Here is a 16918-nt window from a genome sequence, read left to right as displayed (position 1 = left end):
TCGGCTTGTTGCCTCATGTCAAGATGCGCGCGAAGGGTGGTTCGTTGCCTCACGTGAGCGTGCGCGCTTGGTGATGGGAGCGGGGGTGCCGGCTGGGGCTTTGCTGGTGGCCAGGGTGAAGAGCTGGGCGGTCAACGCCTGAATCTGGCGTTGGGTGGCGGCCGGATTGATCAGCGAGTGGGTCCGCTTGAGCGCGACAATGCGTTCCACAGCCATGCTCGGGTGATTGATCGCGCGGTGAAACGGGGTCTGGGCCTTGTCGTGTTTGCGGGACACCTTGGCTCCTGTGCGGACTTTGGAGATCAGTTTCTGCTGGGGGTGGAAGTAGTTGGTCAGCTTCGTCTGCAGATGCCAGATTTCGTTGAGTAGCAACAGTTCTGATGCGGTGTCGTAGCGGTAGTAGCCGACCACTGTGCGTACCACTGCCCAGTTTTTCTGCTCGACGTGGCAGCCGTCGTTCTTGTTGCCCGGTCGTGACCGGGTGAAAGTGATGCAGCGGTTTTGACACCATGTCAGCAGGTCGTCGTTGATGAATTCCGAGCCGTTGTCGCAGTCCACGCCGACGATCGGGAACGGCATCGCGGCGGCGATGTGATTGAGGGCGGCCAGTACGTGTTTGGCCGCCCTGTCGGGCAGTGAGCGGCTCTCGGTCCAGCCGGTGGCGATGTCGGTGACCGTCAGTGTGAAGGCATGGCCTCCACCGCGGTTGCCGCCGTCGTGGAAGACCGTGTCGATCTCGACGAAGCCGGGCACAGCGTCGTCCCATTCGGCCCAGGTGCGCACCGGGATCTGGCTTTTGAGCAGCGATCCCGGCTTGGTGCCCACACGTCCTTTGATCGTGTATTTGGCTCGCTCATCGGCCAGGCGGCGATCGATGGTGGCCGCCGACATCGAGACCAACAACGCCGCGGTCTCATCACTGATGACCAGCTCCCGGAAGTGACGCAACACGGCCACCAGCTCTGCGAGCATGGGGGCGAGCCGTTTGCCGGCGGGCATTCCGAGTACGGTCCAGCAGACCGTCAATGCGGCGATGACCTCAGGTCCATACGTCACCGGCCGGACAGGACGCGCGGCGACGATCGTGGGCACCAGCGCGGCTTTAAGCGCCTTACGGGCATGGTTGCGATGCCAGCCGGTGTTGGCACACAACTCATCGAGAATCCGGCTCTTCCCGCGCTTACCGGCCTGCTGGTAACGGATCGCCGCTGCCTGCGTCACTGCTCTGCGCTCGCCCAATGTCAGCCCCATCACCTGGGCCTACCGAAGTCATTGCTGACCGATCAGGCAGGCGCGCCGTCCACGCGCGCATTTCTGATGAGTCAACGAAGCACCCATTCGCGCGCATTTCTGATGAGTCAACGCGGTCGGGGGGCCCACCTATAATCGAACGCATGTTCGAAGTACCGTCGGATCCCGCCGCTCTGGTAGCGGTGATCGAGTCCACGCATCGGGAGGAGTCGATGCTGGTGGCGCGGCGGTTGGCGGCGGTGGCGGCGCTGCTGCGGCATCGGGTGGCCACTGCCGACGGGGCCGATCGGGAGTACGCCGAGATCGACGGTTTCGAGCAGACCGCCGCCGAGGTCGCCGCGGTGATGAACCTGTCTGCGATGGGTGCCAGTTTTCTGGTGTCGCACGCCGAGGCGCTCGATACCCGCCTGCCGCGGGTGGCGGCGCTGTTGGCCGAGGGGCGAACGGACTGGCGCACGGTGCGTTTGGTCATCACCCGCACCGATCTGGTCACCGATCCGAAGGTGATCGCCACGCTCGATGAGTCGTTGGCCGCCCGGATCGGGAATTGGCACGGTTGGTCGCGGCAGCGGATCGTCAACGCGGTTGATGCCGCGGTGCGGGTCGCCGATCCCGACGCCGCCCGGGAGCGTCGGGTGGCCGCCGAGGAGGACCGTTACGTCGCCATCAGCGCCGCGGACAACGGGATGGCCGAGATCCGCGGTTCGGTGGCCGCCGCCGCCGCGACGGCCTTTGATCGCCGGCTGTCCCAACTCGCCAAGCAGGTGTGCCCGGCCGATCCACGGACGATGGATCAGCGCCGCGCCGACGCACTGTCGGCTCTGGCCGAGGGCCGCCGGTTGGGCTGTGCGTGCCGGCGGGCCGACTGCCCCACCCGGGCCGGCGAGCACACTCGCGAAAGTGAGCCGACCGGGACGCGGGTGGTCGTCAACGTGATGGCCGGCGAACAGACCGTCTACGCCGACGGCGCCGGGCCCGGCTATCTGGAGGGCTATGGGGTCATCGATGCCGAGCAGGTGCGCCGGTTGGCGGCCGCCGCGTCGGTGCTGGTGGCCAACCCGGTGACCAGTCCGGTCGAGGCCTTGCGCTATCAACCGCCAGCGGGGCTGGAGCGGTTCGTGCGCTGCCGCGATCTGACCTGCCGCTTCCCCGGATGCTCCCGCCCGGCGATGATCTGCGATATCGACCACACCATTCCGTTCAACCATCAAGATCCGCGGGCGGGTGGGCGCACCGTCGCGGAGAACCTGAAATGCCTGTGCCGCCAGCATCATCGGCTCAAAACCTTCGGGGGCTGGCGCGACAAACAGTTGGCCGATGGAACCGTGATCTGGACTTCGCCGACCGGCAACACCTACCGGACCTCCCCCGTGGGTGCGGATCTGTTTCCGGCGGCGCGCGCCCCGGCCTGCGCCGCCCCCGAGCCGAGACGACGCGGCCGATCCCGGCAGCGCAGCGCGCGGATCACCCAGGCGCGCACCCACAATCGCGAGCAGCGCCCGATCAACGAGGCCCGCCGCCGCCTCGAACAGGACCGCAAAGACGAAATCGCGGCGCGCAAGTTCCGAAACCACATGCGCGACATGCTGTTCCTGTTCAAGGGGACACCGAGCACCAGCCCCTACTGCACCTGGGTCAACGACCCCCGAGAACCCGAAGAACTGCCCCCGGACTGGGAACCCGACCAATCCACCCTGCAGCCCCTGCCCGACGACCCACCCTTCTGACGCGTCACCCACCCGCGGGGGGCTGCGCGATGACAGTGGGCTTGAAACCGTATCGGGGAGTGACGAAGTGGGCCGCGACGCCGCGCCCCGCCCCAGCGGCGGGCACCATCGGAACCCCGCCCACCGCGTTCGTGGCACGTTCGACGGCCCCCGCGGCGGTGGCACCATTGAGCGCCACGGCGATCGGCGGCGCCGGGGCCGCACTCGCCCAGGCGGCGGGCACCGCCAATCCGCCGATCGATGCCGCCTTGCCGACGGCCCCGCCGATCGCGCCGATCGAGCCCAGTCCCGCACCCGAAACGGCGGGAAGGGCCGCTTCCGCGGCCTTGGCGACGCCCTCGGCGGCGGACTTCGCGGCGGGCATGAAGCCCTGCGCGAGACTTTGGATGTCCTTGAACGCCGTGGTAAACAACCGCGTCGGCGAAATCAAACGGATGAAGGCGTCGAAAGGCGTGCTGGCATCGAGGGTTTGAGACCCGGTCAGGCCCTCCAACAGATCCCCCAACGGGCCCCCCACGACAATGCCGTCGCCCTCGGGGTTCATGCCGATTCCACCGAGGGACAGCGTGGGATTGGCCGGCGACGGGGACGTGTTGGTCGGCCCGGCCAGCGCCGACAGGGTCTGGGGCACCGCGTCGAGCCCCTGCGCGCTGTCGCTCCCGCTCGCGCCGGCGGCCCGGGCCACCGCGGCGGCCTGACCGGCGACGCCGGCGGGGTCCGTGGTGGGCGCCGCCGGTTCGAACGCGGGCAAGGTCGACGCCGCCGCCGAAGCGCCGGCATATTCGTACATCGCGGCGGCGTCCTGGGCCCACATCTCGGCGTATTGCGCCTCGGTGGCCGCGATCGCCGGGGTGTTCTGCCCGAGGAAGTTCGTCGCCAGCAACTCCATCAGCAACGCCCGGTTCGCCGCGATCACCGGCGGCGGCACCGTTTCGGCGAATGCCGCCTCGTAGGCACCCGCCGCTGCCACCGCTTGGTTCGCCGCCTGTTCGGCCTGTCCGGCCGTGGCGCTCAGCCACGCCACTTGCGGCACGGCCGCGGTGAGCATGGACGTCGCGGCGGGCCCCTGCCATGGGCCGCCCTCGATGCCCGCGATCACCGACCCGTAGGACGAAGCCGCGGAATGCAGGCCGGCGGCCAGGCCGCCCCATGCCGCCGCGGCGACCAGTAACGGCCCCGAACCTGGCCCCGAATAGATCAGCGCGGAATTGATCTCCGGCGGCAACTGCGCAAAGTCCAGCATCGTGTCCTCGCCTAACCGACCGCGGCGGCGTTGGCGAGTTCCGTGGCGGCATACGAACTGGCGCTGATGCCAAGCGTCGTCGCCAACTGCTCGCGAACCGCCGCCGCCTGCGCACTGATCTCCTGGAAGAGCTGTCCGTGTTGGGAGAACCGGGCGGCCGTCAGTATCGACACCGCATCGGCGGCGGCGGGGGCCACCGCCATCGTCGCCACGGCGAGCGCCGAATTATTCTCCTGCACTGCGGCATTGATGCCGTGCAGCTCACGCGAAGCCGCATCGAGAATTTCCGGGCGTGCCATCAGAAAAGACATGGTGAGTCCTCAAAACCCTTTCAATTAACCAGCTTTCAGCGACGATCACCGGCGCCGAGTCCGACTCTCGTCACGTTAGGCGGGTGACCTCGGATGATGACAGCCTTCGGGTCGCCTTTTCACGGCCGGTTGGACAACTATTCATTTAGCTGGTCGGATCCGCTGCGACTTTTGGATTCAGCATGAATATCGCGGTAATCCAATATGATTGGAGTCATATATGTTCCTATATGAGCGCGCCGCAGCGCCGATTTTGCTTTGCTCGGGGTACCGGTGAACCGGCGCCGGACGACCCGCTGACCCAATCCGGCCGCTGGCTATGCTGCCCAGGCACTGCCGGTCGGGTTCATGGCGGGTCCGGCGGCAACACGGCCGATATGGCTCAGCCTGGCCCTGGAGCTACCCCTGGTGGTGATCATCGTCGTGATCGTCGCCATGGTGCTGGTGTCAAACTGGCTCTCGCACATCACTATTCGCATCCACGAACCGGACTGGGCCGGGAACCCGGCCCCCGGCACCGACCACTTGACCGGAAATTCACAACACGGACCGTGGGGCCAGCGGCTAGGGTGCCAGGCATGCCGGTCGCAACCAACGCCTCGAACCTTGTCCGCCGATCGATCGCGGTGGCCGCGGCCGGCCTGACCGTCGCGGCGGCGTCGGCATGCGACGAGCCCAGCCCGTCGCACCCGGGCGCCAACCCCCGCCAGGTAACGGTGTTGGGAACCGGGCAAGTGCAAGGCGTCCCGGACACGCTGACCGCCGACGTCGGTATCGAATTCACCGCCCCCGACGTGACCACCGCGATGAACCAGACCAACGACCGTCAGCAGGCGGTCATCAACGCGCTGCTCGGCGCCGGCGTCGAGCACAAGGACATCAGCACCACCGAAGTCACCCTGGCGCCGCAGTACAACAACCCTGGCCCCAGCGGCACGGCCGACATCACCGGGTACCGCGCCACCAACGCCGTCGCCGTCAAGATCCACCCGCCCGACGCCGCGTCGCGGTTGCTGGCCCTCGTCGTCGGCACGGGCGGCGACGCCACCCGGATCAGGTCGGTCCGCTATTCCATCGCCGACGACTCGCAGCTGGTCAAGGACGCCCGCGCGCGGGCGTTCAACGACGCCAAGGGCCGCGCCGAGCAGTACGCCCAGCTGTCCGGGCTCCGGCTGGGCCGGGTGCTGTCCATCTCGGAGGCCACCGGCAACCCCCCGCCGGTCGGGACGCCGACGCCGCGCGCCATGCCGTCGATGGTCCCGCTCGAGCCCGGCCAGCAGACCGTGAACTTCTCGGTCACCGCCGTGTGGGAACTGGACTGACCCGGCCGGATGGCGGCGACCCGCCGCGCCCGGCTTCGCCGCGCTCGCGATCGCCGCGAAGCCGGATGGCGGCGACCTGCCGCGCCCGGCTTCGCCGCGCTTGCGATCGCCGCGAGCTACTGCTGGTAGACCCTGGGGTCCAGGGTGCCGATGTAGGACAGGTCGCGGTAGCGCTCGTCGTAATCGAGGCCGTAGCCGACGACGAAGTCGTTCGGGATGTCGAAGCCCACGTAGGCGATGTCGACGTGGGCTCCCTTCGCGTCCGGCTTGCGCAGCAGCGTGCACACCTTCAGCGACCGCGGATGCCGCGTTTTGAGGTTGCGCAGCAGCCACGACAGGGTCAGGCCCGAGTCCACGACGTCCTCGACGATCAGGACATCGCGGCCTTGGATGTCGCGGTCCAGGTCCTTGAGGATGCGCACCACACCCGACGAGGACGTCGATGATCCGTACGAGCTGACGGCCATGAATTCGAACTGCGTCGGCACCGGGATCGCGCGGGCCAGGTCGGTGACGAAGATCACGGCGCCCTTGAGCACGGTGATCAACAGCAGGTCCTGGCCGGTCTCGCTCGCGGCGTCGCGGTAGTGCTCCCCGATTTCGCGGCCGAGTTCGGCGATTCGCGCCTGAATCTGCTCCGCCGTCAGCAGGACAGACTTGATATCCCCGGGGTAGAGCTCCGCGGGCTGGGCGGGGGTGATCGCCGAGGAGATCTGGGCCACGCCCACAGAGTGCCACGCCGGCGGGCGGATAACCAACGGCGGCCCCGATATTGCGGTCAGCCGACCGGTTCGCGCCACAGCGTCAAAACGCCGTCGCGGCGGCCCGCGAACAACCGCTCGTCGGGCACGGACGACCCCACCGCCACGCCGCCCTGGCCGCGCCACGCGGTGATCAGGGTGTCGACCCCCCGAATCTGCTTGTCGGTCAGCCCCGTTGCGCCGCCCGCCAGCAGCCAGGCCCGGATCACGCGCCGCCGCACGGGCGCGTCCAGCGTCGCCAGCGCCGAGACCCGTAGCCCATCGCCCGCCTTGGCGCCGGGCAGCGCCCGGGCGGCGAGCGTGTCGATCAACTCGCCGTCCTCCCGCAGCGCGGTCGCGGTGCGGGCCAGCGCCTCGGCGACGCCCCCGCCGAGCACGTCTTCGAGCAGCGGCAACACCTCGGCACGCAACCGGGTCCGGGTGAAGCGGGGGTCGCTGTTGTGCGGATCGCGCCATGCGGTCAGGCCCAGCTCCCGGCACGCGTCGTGCGTCACCGCACGCCGGACCCCCAACAACGGCCGGCACCACGGCGGATCGTAGGGGCGCATCCCGGCGATCGAGCGCACGCCGGACCCCCGGCCCAGCCCGAGCAGCACCGTCTCGGCCTGGTCGTCGAGCGTGTGGCCGAGCAGCACCGGGCCGTCGTGGTAGGCGGCCAGCGCGGCGTAGCGGGCCGCGCGGGCCGCGGCTTCGGGACCACCCTCCGTGCCGACCTGCACCCGAATCACTTGCGCCGCAACACATCCCAGTGCGACGGCCTGCGCCCGGGCGGCTTCGGCGACGTCGGCCGAGCCGGGTTGCAGGCCGTGGTCCACCACCACCGCGGTGGTGGGCCGCAGCTGGGCCGCCACCGCGGTCAGCGCCAACGAATCCGGGCCACCGGACAGGGCCACGCACCATTGGTCGACGGCGGCGAGGTGCGTCTTGACGAACGCCTCGACCGCCGCGCGCAGCCGGCCTACAGCACCCTGTCGATCCATCGCTGGGGCTCTTCGATCTCGATGGGCAGCGGCAGCGTTTCGGGCCCCGCCCAGATGGCGTTGAATCGCGCCATGCCCACCTGGCCCACGACGTGGTCGACGAACGCCTTGCCGCGCGTGTATTGGCTGAGCTTGGCGTCGAGTCCCAGCAGTGCGCGCAGCAAGCGCTGCAGGGGCGGTTGCTTGCGGTGGCGGCGCTCGTCGAAGCGGCGGCGGATGGTGGCCACCGACGGCACGGCGATCGGCCCGACGGCATCCATGACGTGGTCGGCGTGGCCCTCCAGCAGCGTGCCCAGCACGAGCAGCTGATCCAGGGCGTGGCGCTGAGGCTCGGACTGCACCGCCCGCACCAGACCGAGGATGCCCGCCGAGTTGGCGTCGGAGTTCTGATTGCCGCGATTGCGGGCGTAGTCGGCGAGCCGGCTCACCACCTCCCCGAGGTCGTCACCGGCGTCGCGGGTCAGCAGGCCCAGCGCCTGCGACATGTAGTCGGGCAGCCACGGGTTGGCGGTGAACTGCACGCGATGGGTGACCTCGTGCAGGCACACCCACAGCCGGAAATCGGACGGCTCGATCCGAAGCTGCCGCTCGACGGCGATGACGTTCGGGTACACCAGCAGCAGGCAGCCGGCCCTGGCCCCGTTATCGGTGGCGAAGGGGTCGTATTGGCCGAGGATCCCCGACGAGACGTAGGCCAGGACGGCGCCGGTCTGCGCGCCGGTGACCCGGCCCGTGAGAAACCCGCGCGGCTTCTCCGCGCCGTTCATCATCACCCGCATCGACTCGGCCGCGGCGGCGACCCATTCCGGGCGGTCGACGATGCGCGCGGCGGGCACGGCACCATCCGCGACCAGGCCGGTGACGTCACGGACCAGGGGTTCGGCCTTGGCGGCCGCGTCCACCAGTTCGTCCATCACCTGGCGCCGGGTGTAGTCGCTGGACGGTGGCCCGGGCCGGGCCAGCCGCCGGCCGACCGTGGCCGCGAATTGCCAGTCGACGGCGGTGCCCAGCGTCAGTTCCGACGCCGGCGTCATGAGCACCCGCAGAACCAGAGCCGGGTCGCCAGCGCGTCCATCACGTTGCGGCCGTTGGGGCCCGCGTCGTTGGAGATGAATGCGAAGGTGAGCACCCGGCCGCTGCGGTCGGTGAGCACCCCGGCCAGCGCGTTGATGTTGGTCAGCGAGCCGGTCTTGGCCCGCAGCCAGCCGGCGGGACCCTGGATGGTCGAGGCGTCGAGGAACCGGTCGCCCAGCGTCCCGCTGCCGGCGGCGATCGGAAGCAGGTCCAGCAGCGCCCGCAGCGACGGCTGGTCGGGCCCGGCGGCGGCCTGCAGCACCCCGTCGAGCGTCTTGGCCGTGAGCCGGTCGTCGACCGAAAGCCCGCTGGAGTCCAGCAGCGCCGCGCCCGCGGTGTCGACGTGGGCGGTGCTCAACCGGTTGGTCACCGCGTCGGCCGCGCCGGCGAAGCTGCGCGGCCGGTTGATCGCGGCCGCCACCTCACGGGCGATGCATTCGGCCAGCACGTTGTCGGAGTGGTCCATCATCTCGGAGAGCCGTTGGACCAACGGCGCCGACTGCACGACGGCCAGCTGCCGCGCGCCGGACGGCGCCGTCGCGATCGTCACCGCGGCGGGATCGAGGTTCAGCGCCTTGGCCAGCTCGCGGCCGGCGTCCAGCGCCGGCGTCCGGGACCGCCGGGAGTTGACCGTGGTCGGCTGGATGCGCCCGGCGTCGATCATCACCGACTCGATCGGCGCGATGTCGCCGTTGTCGACGTCGGCGGGATCCCAGCCCTGCGCCATCGTCGGGCCGCTGAACGCCGAGGTGTCCACCTGCACCGCGGTCGGGGTCACCCCGCTGCGCCGGATCTGTTCGACGAGGTCGCTGATGCGGGCCGCGCCGCGGTACCAGGTGTCCTGCCCGGGCGGCGCCGCCGACAGCACCGGATCGCCGGCGCCCACCAGCACGACGGGGCCCTGGGCGTTCTGGCTGCCCGCGACCACCCGGGTGCTGATCCGGGCCTGGCGGTCCAACGTCAGCAGGGCGGCGGCGGCCGTCAGCACCTTGTTGGTCGACGCCGGCACCAGCGGCATGTCGTCGGCCACCTGCCACAGCTCTTTTCCGGTGAGGGCGTCGGTGATCCGGCCGCCGAGCCTGCCCAGGTTGGGATCGCCCGCCACCGGTGCCAGCGCGGCGCCCACGCCGGGCCCGCTGGGTAACTCGGCGGTGTCGCTCACCGGGACCATGCCGGGTTTGACCGTGGGCGCGTGCGGAGGCGGGATCGGGGCGCGCGCGCTGCCCGCGCCGTGCCCGGTCGTGGTGAAAAACGTCGCCGCCACCACCACGGCAGCGACGAACGCCAGCACGCCCAACCCGATCAACACTGGGGTGGATTTTTGCCAGCGAGTACGGGCCATCACTCTCCTGACTGTCTGAACCCATTCTGCCGAATCGGCGCCGATGGGCTCGACTAGGGTGTAGCAGAGCAAAATTGGCCTGCCCATGCAGACACTCAGACAAGGAGCCGACGCGGTGGAATTCGACGTGACCATCGAGATCCTCAAGGGCCAGCGGAACAAATACGAGATCGACCACGAGACCGGACGGGTGCGTCTGGACCGCTACCTGTACACCGCGATGGGCTACCCGACCGACTACGGCTACATCGAGGACACCCTCGGCGAGGACGGCGACCCGCTGGACGCCATGGTGCTGTTGCCGCAGTCGGTGTTTCCCGGGGTGATCGTGGAGGCCCGCCCGGTGGGCATGTTTCGGATGACCGACGAAAAGGGCGGCGACGACAAGGTTTTGTGCGTGCCGGCCGGCGACCACCGCTGGGACCACATCCAGGACATCGGCGACGTGCCCGAGTTCGAGCTGGACGTGATCAAGCACTTCTTCGTGCACTACAAGGACCTGGAGCCGGGCAAGTTCGTCAAGGCGGCGGACTGGGTCGGCCGTGCGGAGGCCGAGGCCGAGATTCAGCGCTCGGTGGACCGGTTCAAGGCCGAGGGGCACTAGCCCGATGGTGGCGACCCGCCGCGCCCGGCTTCGCCGCGCTTGCGATCGCCACTAGCCCGCGATGGCGCCCTGCGCCGGTTGCGCAGCAGGCTCCAGCCCAGCGCCGCCCCGATGAAGACCACACCCACCGAGGCGGTGACCGCCTCGGGCACCTGCAAACCCGGATTGATGGATCCGAGCATGATCACGGCCAGCGCGCCGATCGCCCAGTGCGCGCCGTGTTCCAGGTAGACGTACCGGTCGAGGGTTTCCTGCTTGACCAGGTAGATGGTGATGGACCGCACGAACATCGAGCCGATCAACCCGAGCCCCAGCGCGATGACGATCGGGTCCGAGGTGATCGCGAAGGCGCCGGTGACCCCGTCGAACGAGAACGCGGCGTCGAGCACCTCCAGATAGAGGAACAGGGTGAAACCCGCCCTGCCGACCGCCTCGCCGACCGTCATGCCCTCGACGTTGGCCGGCCGGAACGCGCGGCTCAACCCGTTGACCACCAGGTAGGTCACCAGGCCCAGCACCCCGGCGGTCAACACCGTGGCACGCTCGTCGGCCGAATGCGTCAACCGCGAGCCGACGAGCACCAGCGTGGCGCCGGCCACCACCACCGACACCTGGCCGAGTCGCCCGATACGGGCGAACGGAACCTCAATCCACTTGAGCCACTTGATATCTCGGTCGTGGAAGACGAAGTCCAGGAACAGCATCAACAGGAACATCCCACCGAAGGCCGCGATCTGCGGATGGGCGGACAGGATCATCTTCTCGTAGCTCGGCGAGCCGTCCGCGAACTCCAGCGCGCCGTTCGGCGGCGGATGCAGCGCCAGTTCCATCGCCCGCACGGGGCCGATCCCCGCGGTCGCCCACACGATGACCAACGGGAACAACAAACGCATCCCGAACACGGCGATGACGATCCCGACGGTCAAGAACATCTGCCGCCAGAACGGGCTCATCCGCTTCAGGATCGCGGCGTTGATGATGGCGTTGTCGAACGACAGCGACACCTCGAGGACGGCCAACACCAGCAGCAGGAAGAGATCCTCGAGGCCACCGTGGGCATACCCCAGCACGAGGGCCACCACGGTGAGCAACAGCGAAACACCGAAGACGCGGTAGGCGGCCATGGGTCCTTTCCGACAGCGGCTCACATTAGCGAACCCGAGCGCCGCGCCGGGCGAGCGGTGCGGACACTTACTATTTTCAAATTGTGGCGATACATCGGCGCGGTCCGCTGAAAGCGCTGCCCCGATGACCGAAATCAGCGCCTCGCAGGGGCCGGTGGCGCGCGGCAGCATGGCCCGCGTCGGCACCGCCACCGCCGTGACCGCCCTGTGCGGCTACGGCGTGATCTACCTGGCGGCCCGCGACCTCGCGCCCAGTGGCTTCTCGGTGTTCGGCGTCTTCTGGGGGGCCTTCGGGTTGGTCAGCGGCGCCGCCTTCGGGCTGCTCCAAGAGACCACCCGCGAGGTCCGCGCCTGCGCCTACCTCGACGTCGCGCCGACCAAGCGCACCCACCCGCTGCGGGTCGGCGCGCTGCTCGGGGTGGCCGCGGCCGTCGTGATCGCGGGGACCGCGCCGCTGTGGAGCGGTCGGGTTTTCGTCGAGGAGCGCTGGTTGTCGGTGGCGCTGCTGTGCGCCGGGCTGGCCGGCTTCTGCGTGCACACCACGCTGCTGGGCATGCTGGCCGGCATCAACCAGTGGACCCAGTACGGGGCGCTGATGGTGACCGACGCGGTCATCCGCGTCGCGATCGCGGCGGCCACCGTGGTGCTGGGCTGGCATCTGACCGGCTTCCTGTGGGCGACGGTCGGCGGCGCGATCGCCTGGCTGATCCTGCTGGTGGCCTCGCCGGCCACCCGCGCGGCCGCGCGGCTGCTCACCCCGGGCGGCACCGCGACCTTCCTGCGGGGCGCCGCGCATTCGATCACCGCGGCCGGCGCCAGCGCCATCCTGGTGATGGGTTTTCCCGTGCTGCTGAAGCTCACCAGCGCCGAGCTCGGCGCCGAGGGCGGGGTGATCATCCTGGCCGTCACGTTGACCCGCGCGCCGCTGCTGGTGCCGCTGACGGCCATGCAGGGCAACCTAATTGCGCATTTCGTCGACGAGCGCAGCGACCGGGTGCGCGCGCTGATCGCCCCGGCCGGCATCGTCGCGGGCATCGGCGCGGTCGGGGTGCTGGCCGCGGGCGCCGTGGGCCCCTGGCTGTTGCGATTCGCCTTCGGGCCGCAGTACCACGCCAGCAGCGCCCTGCTGGCCTGGCTGACCGCGGCCGCGGTGGCGATCGCCATGCTGACGCTGACCGGCGCCGCCGCGGTGGCCGCCGCGCTGCACCGCGCCTACTCGGTGGGCTGGGTTGGCGCCACGGTCGCGTCGGGTTTGCTGCTGTTGCTGCCGCTGTCCCTGCAGACCCGCACCGTGGTCGGATTGCTGTGCGGGCCACTGGTGGGCATCGGAGTCCATCTGGTGGCGCTGTCGCGCGCCGGACGCGCAACGGGCTGATCTGGCCTGCACCAGCGTGTACCTTGTGGGCTTAGATGGGTACGGAAACGCAATATTCGGTCGTCTGGGTCGTCATTCCCGCCTTCAACGAAGCAGCTGTCATCGCCGAGGTGATAGCCGACGTGCGCTCGGTATTCGACCACGTCGTCTGCGTGGACGACGGCAGCGCCGACGGCACCGGTGAGATCGCCCGGCGCGCGGGCGCTCACCTGGTTCGCCATCCCATCAACCTCGGGCAGGGCGCGGCCATCCAGACCGGCGTCGAGTACGCCCGCAAGCAGCCCGGCGCCGAGGTTTTCGCCACGTTCGACGCCGACGGCCAGCATCGCGTCAAGGACCTCGCCGCCATGGTGGACCGGCTGCGCGTCGGGGACGTCGACGTGGTCATCGGGACCCGGTTCGGCACCCAGCAGGTCGCGCGGCCGCCGCTGCTGAAACGGATCGTGCTGCAGACGGCAGCGCGGTTGAGCCGGCGCGGTCGCCGGCTCGGGCTGACCGACACCAACAACGGCCTGCGGGTGTTCAACAAGAAGGTCGCCGACGGGCTGGACATCACGATGAGCGGCATGAGCCACGCCAACGAGTTCATCATGCTGATCGACGAAAACCATTGGCGCGTCGCCGAAGAACCGGTCGAGGTGCTCTACACCGAATACTCGAAGTCGAAGGGGCAGCCGCTGCTCAACGGCGTCAACATCATCTTCGACGGGTTCCTGCGAGGGAGGACACCATGAACTGGATCCAGGTGCTGCTGATCGGATCGATCGTCGCGCTGCTGGTCTATCTGCTGCGGTCGCGCCGCAACGCGCGGTCCCGGGCCTGGGTCAAGGTCGGCTATGTGGTGTTCGTGCTGGCCGGCATCTACGCCGTGCTGCGGCCCGACGACACCACCGTCGTGGCGCAGTGGTTCGGGGTGCGCCGCGGCACCGACCTGATGCTCTACGCGCTGGTCATGGCCTTCTGTTTCACCACGCTCAGCACCTACATGCGGTTCAAGGACTTGGAGCTGCGCTACGCGCGGCTGGCCCGGGCGATCGCGTTGGATTCCGCGCAGGCGCCCGAGGCTAGCTAGCCGGCGTGCGTCCGCCGGAAGTAATCCACCGTGCGGCGCACCCCCTCGGTCAGCTCGACCTTCGGTCGCCAACCCAAAACCTCTGCGGCCGAACCGATGTCGAGGCAGGATCGCTTGAGGTCACCGAGCCTGGGCGGCGCGAACTCCGGGTCGTCGGGCCCCCCGACGGCCGCGGCCACCGCCGTATGCAGTTGCCGGTCCGAGGTTTCGACGCCGGTGCCGATGTTGAAACGCTGCCCGCCGCCGGCGTCCCCGGACGCCTTGACGAACGCGTCCACCACGTCGTCGACGAAAACGTAGTCGCGAGTGTTGCCGCCGTCACCGAAAACCTTGGTGGACTTACCCGATAGCAGCGCCTGGGCGAAGATCGCCACCACGCCGGCCTCCCCGTGCGGGTCCTGGCGGGGGCCGTAGACGTTGGCCGGCGCGATGTGTGAGCAGTCCAGACCGTAGAGGTGGCGGAAGGTGTTCAGGTAGATCTCGCCGGCCACCTTCCCGGCGGCATACGGCGAAGCCGGATCGGTCGGCACCGTCTCGGGCGTCGGGTACCGCGGCGGGACGCCGTAGATCGAGCCGCCCGAGGAGGTGTGCACGACCTTGCGCACCCCGGCCCGGCGCGCGGCCTCGGCCAGGCGCACCGTGCCGATCACGTTGACCGAGGCGTCGAACTGCGGGTCGGCCACCGAGTGCCGCACGTCGATCTGGGCGGCGAGGTGAAACACCACCTCCGGGCGGTGCTCGTCGAGGATGGCCTCCAGGTCCGCGGTCACGATGTCGGCCTCGACGAAGACGTGTGCCGGGTTGTCGGCCAGGTGCTCGAGGTTGCTCGCGCGGCCGGACGCGAAGTTGTCCAGCCCCACGACCGTGTGGCCGTCGGCCAACAGGCGGTCGACTAGCGTCGAGCCGATGAATCCGGCTGCCCCGGTAACCAGTGCACGCACCGGCCCACCATACATAGCGGCGGCGGCCGCGGCGCTCATCGCGGTGCAGCTGGCGGTCCGCGCGGCGCTGGCGTTCGGGGGCTATTTCTATTGGGACGACCTGATTCTGATCGGCAAGGCCGGCACGCATAACCTGCTCGCGCCGTCGTACCTGTTCCACGATCACGACGGCCACGTCATGCCGGCGGCATTCCTGCTCGCGGGCACCATCATCCGGCTGGCGCCGCTGGACTGGACGTGGCCGGCGGTCAGCCTGGTGGTGCTGCAGCTGCTGGCGTCGCTGGCGTTGCTGCGCGCGCTGCACGTCATCTTGGGCTGGCGGCCGGTGTTGCTGATCCCGTTGACGTTCGCGTTGTTCACCCCGCTCGCCGTGCCCGGGTTCGCCTGGTGGGCGGCGGCGCTGAACTCGCTGCCGATGCTGGCGGCGCTGGCCTGGGTGTGCGCCGACGCCGTCCTGCTGGTGCGCACCGGCAACCGGCGCTACGCGGTGACCGGGGTGCTGGTCTACTTCGGCGGGCTGCTGTTCTTCGAGAAGGCCGCGGTGATCCCGTTCGTCGCGTTCGCGGTCGCCGCGCTGCTGCGCCACGTGACCGGTGACGGGGGGCTGGGATCGGCGCTCGCGGCGGTGTGGCGGGCCGGCGCGCGGTTGTGGGTCGCGGCGCTGGCGCTCACCGCGGCCTGGGTGGTGCTCTATCTGGCCGTGGTCAATCAGCGGCGGTGGAGTTCCGACCTGTCAATGACGGGGCGGCTGCTGGCGCGATCGATCACGCACGGCATCGTGCCGGGGCTGGCCGGCGGCCCCTGGCACTGGGACCGGTGGGCGCCGGCCTCGCCCTGGGCCACGCCCCCGCCGTCGGTGATGGCGCTGGGCTGGCTGGTGCTGGGCGGCGCGCTGGCGGTGTCGCTGGCGCGCAAGCGGCGCATCGGGCCGGTGTGGCTGACCGCCGCGGGCTACGCCGTGGCCTGCCAGGTGCCGATCTATCTGATGCGCTCGTCGAAGCAGACCGCGCTGGAACTCGCCCAGACGCTGCGGTATTTCCCGGATCTAGTCGTCATGCTGGCGCTGCTGGCCGCCGTCGCGCTGTGCGCCCCGAACCGCCCGGCCGGCCCGGGCTGGCTCGACGCGTCGCCGAAACGCGCCGTGGTAACCGCGGGTTTTGCGGTGTTGTTCGCGGTCAGCAGCCTGTACTCGACGGCCACGTTCTTGACCAGCTGGCGCGACAACCCGGCCCAGCCCTATCTGCGCAACGCCCAGGCGTCGCTGGCCGCGGCCCATGCCGCCTCGGACGCGCCGCTGCTGGACTCCGAGGTCGATCCGCTGGTGCTGCAACGGGTGGCCGCACCGGAGAATCTGGCCAGCCACATGTTCGCCCTGCTGCGCGACAGGCCCGAATTCGCGCCGGCGACAACGCAATTGCGCATGCTGGATAGCTCCGGCCGTCTGGTCAAGGCGCGGGTGACCTGGGTCCGTACCATCGCGCCGGGGCCGATGCCGCGATGCGGCTATTTCGCGCAACCGGACAAACCCGCGCGCCTGGCCCTCGACGGGCCGCTGTTGCCCGCCGACTGGACCGTCGAGCTGAACTACCTGGCCAACAGCGACGGGTCGATGACGCTGTCGATGACGCAGGGGCCCGAGGTCAAAGTGCCGGTGCATCCCGGGCTCAACCGGGTCTTCGCGCGCCTGCCGGGCGCCGGGGACGCGATCACCGTGCGGGCCAACACCGCCGCGCTGGCGTTGTGCATCGCGTCGGGCCCGGTGGGTTTTCTGGCCCCGGCCTGACCCGGGAA

At 69.7% G+C, this 16918-nt stretch carries 16 protein-coding genes; 7 read left to right on the top strand and 9 right to left on the bottom strand.

The annotated features are described in order from the left end of the window. Positions 1–18 precede the first annotated feature (18 nt). Complete coding sequence (locus tag W7S_RS02195) at positions 19–1251, bottom strand: DDE-type integrase/transposase/recombinase (protein WP_036429032.1); 1233 nt, start codon at positions 1249–1251, stop codon at positions 19–21. A 143-nt stretch (positions 1252–1394) separates the two neighbouring features. Between W7S_RS02195 and W7S_RS02190 the strand changes: the two genes are divergently transcribed. Continuing rightward, positions 1395–2978, top strand: a complete 1584-nt coding sequence (locus tag W7S_RS02190) for an HNH endonuclease signature motif containing protein (RefSeq protein WP_014710844.1) — start codon at positions 1395–1397, stop codon at positions 2976–2978. 4 nt (positions 2979–2982) lie between these two features. On the opposite strand, the gene W7S_RS02185 is transcribed toward W7S_RS02190, so the two are convergent. Then, positions 2983–4221, bottom strand: coding sequence for a PPE family protein (locus W7S_RS02185; RefSeq protein ID WP_014710843.1), 1239 nt, complete (start codon positions 4219–4221; stop codon positions 2983–2985). Between the two features lie 11 nt (positions 4222–4232). Further along, positions 4233–4532 carry a PE family protein gene (locus tag W7S_RS02180; RefSeq protein WP_014710842.1) on the bottom strand — a complete coding sequence of 100 codons (300 nt, stop codon included), beginning with the start codon at positions 4530–4532 and terminating at the stop codon, positions 4233–4235. 578 nt (positions 4533–5110) lie between these two features. Here W7S_RS02180 and W7S_RS02170 point away from each other — a divergent pair. After that, entirely contained in the window at positions 5111–5854 is a 744-nt protein-coding gene (locus W7S_RS02170) for an SIMPL domain-containing protein (protein ID WP_014710841.1), read from the top strand. A gap of 116 nt (positions 5855–5970) precedes the next feature. Here W7S_RS02170 and hpt read toward each other — a convergent pair whose 3' ends face one another. Genes hpt through dacB form a run of 4 tightly spaced genes read right to left on the bottom strand, consistent with a single transcriptional unit; the run spans position 5971 to position 10011 of the window. Next, positions 5971–6582 carry a hypoxanthine phosphoribosyltransferase gene (hpt, locus tag W7S_RS02165; RefSeq protein ID WP_008263453.1) on the bottom strand — a complete coding sequence of 204 codons (612 nt, stop codon included), beginning with the start codon at positions 6580–6582 and terminating at the stop codon, positions 5971–5973. Positions 6583–6632: 50 nt separating this feature from the next. Then, positions 6633–7595, bottom strand: a complete 963-nt coding sequence (tilS, locus tag W7S_RS02160) for a tRNA lysidine(34) synthetase TilS (RefSeq protein ID WP_014378969.1) — start codon at positions 7593–7595, stop codon at positions 6633–6635. Continuing rightward, positions 7574–8629 (bottom strand): zinc-dependent metalloprotease, encoded by a 1056-nt coding sequence (locus tag W7S_RS02155; RefSeq protein ID WP_014383736.1) that lies wholly within the window; start codon positions 8627–8629, stop codon positions 7574–7576. Before W7S_RS02155 ends, tilS begins: the two co-directional genes overlap by 22 nt. Then, positions 8626–10011 carry a D-alanyl-D-alanine carboxypeptidase/D-alanyl-D-alanine-endopeptidase gene (dacB, locus tag W7S_RS02150; RefSeq protein WP_085976421.1) on the bottom strand — a complete coding sequence of 462 codons (1386 nt, stop codon included), beginning with the start codon at positions 10009–10011 and terminating at the stop codon, positions 8626–8628. The genes W7S_RS02155 and dacB overlap by 4 nt, the downstream gene beginning before the upstream one ends. 115 nt (positions 10012–10126) lie before the next feature. Between dacB and W7S_RS02145 the strand changes: the two genes are divergently transcribed. Further along, positions 10127–10615, top strand: coding sequence for an inorganic diphosphatase (locus tag W7S_RS02145; RefSeq protein WP_008263447.1), 489 nt, complete (start codon positions 10127–10129; stop codon positions 10613–10615). Here the strand turns inward: W7S_RS02145 and W7S_RS02140 are convergent. After that, entirely contained in the window at positions 10612–11739 is a 1128-nt protein-coding gene (locus W7S_RS02140; RefSeq protein WP_014710839.1) for a DUF475 domain-containing protein, read from the bottom strand. The genes W7S_RS02145 and W7S_RS02140 overlap by 4 nt on opposite strands. A gap of 124 nt (positions 11740–11863) precedes the next feature. On the opposite strand from W7S_RS02140, the gene W7S_RS02135 reads away from it, so the two are divergent. The 3 genes from W7S_RS02135 to W7S_RS02125 are packed head-to-tail and all read left to right on the top strand — an operon-like array spanning position 11864 to position 14186. After that, entirely contained in the window at positions 11864–13114 is a 1251-nt protein-coding gene (locus W7S_RS02135) for a hypothetical protein (RefSeq protein WP_008263445.1), read from the top strand. Between the two features lie 35 nt (positions 13115–13149). Beyond that, a complete protein-coding gene (locus tag W7S_RS02130; RefSeq protein WP_009953617.1) occupies positions 13150–13848 on the top strand; it encodes a glycosyltransferase family 2 protein in 699 nt (232 codons plus the stop codon). Further along, positions 13845–14186: a DUF2304 domain-containing protein gene (locus tag W7S_RS02125; protein ID WP_009953616.1), complete on the top strand. Its 342-nt coding sequence runs from the start codon at positions 13845–13847 to the stop codon at positions 14184–14186. The genes W7S_RS02130 and W7S_RS02125 overlap by 4 nt, the downstream gene beginning before the upstream one ends. Here the strand turns inward: W7S_RS02125 and W7S_RS02120 are convergent. Further along, positions 14183–15127, bottom strand: a complete 945-nt coding sequence (locus W7S_RS02120; RefSeq protein ID WP_014710838.1) for an NAD-dependent epimerase/dehydratase family protein — start codon at positions 15125–15127, stop codon at positions 14183–14185. The two genes, W7S_RS02125 and W7S_RS02120, sit on opposite strands and share 4 nt — an antisense overlap. Here W7S_RS02120 and W7S_RS02115 point away from each other — a divergent pair. Next, positions 15093–16910 carry a hypothetical protein gene (locus W7S_RS02115; protein ID WP_020821462.1) on the top strand — a complete coding sequence of 606 codons (1818 nt, stop codon included), beginning with the start codon at positions 15093–15095 and terminating at the stop codon, positions 16908–16910. The genes W7S_RS02120 and W7S_RS02115 overlap by 35 nt on opposite strands. The last annotated feature ends 8 nt before the right edge of the window (positions 16911–16918 follow it).

Source organism: Mycobacterium sp. MOTT36Y (assembly GCF_000262165.1).
Taxonomy (GTDB): Bacteria; Actinomycetota; Actinomycetes; order Mycobacteriales; family Mycobacteriaceae; genus Mycobacterium; species Mycobacterium intracellulare.
Note: the sequence above shows the minus strand (reverse complement) of the source record. Positions and strands in the feature narration are given on the sequence as shown.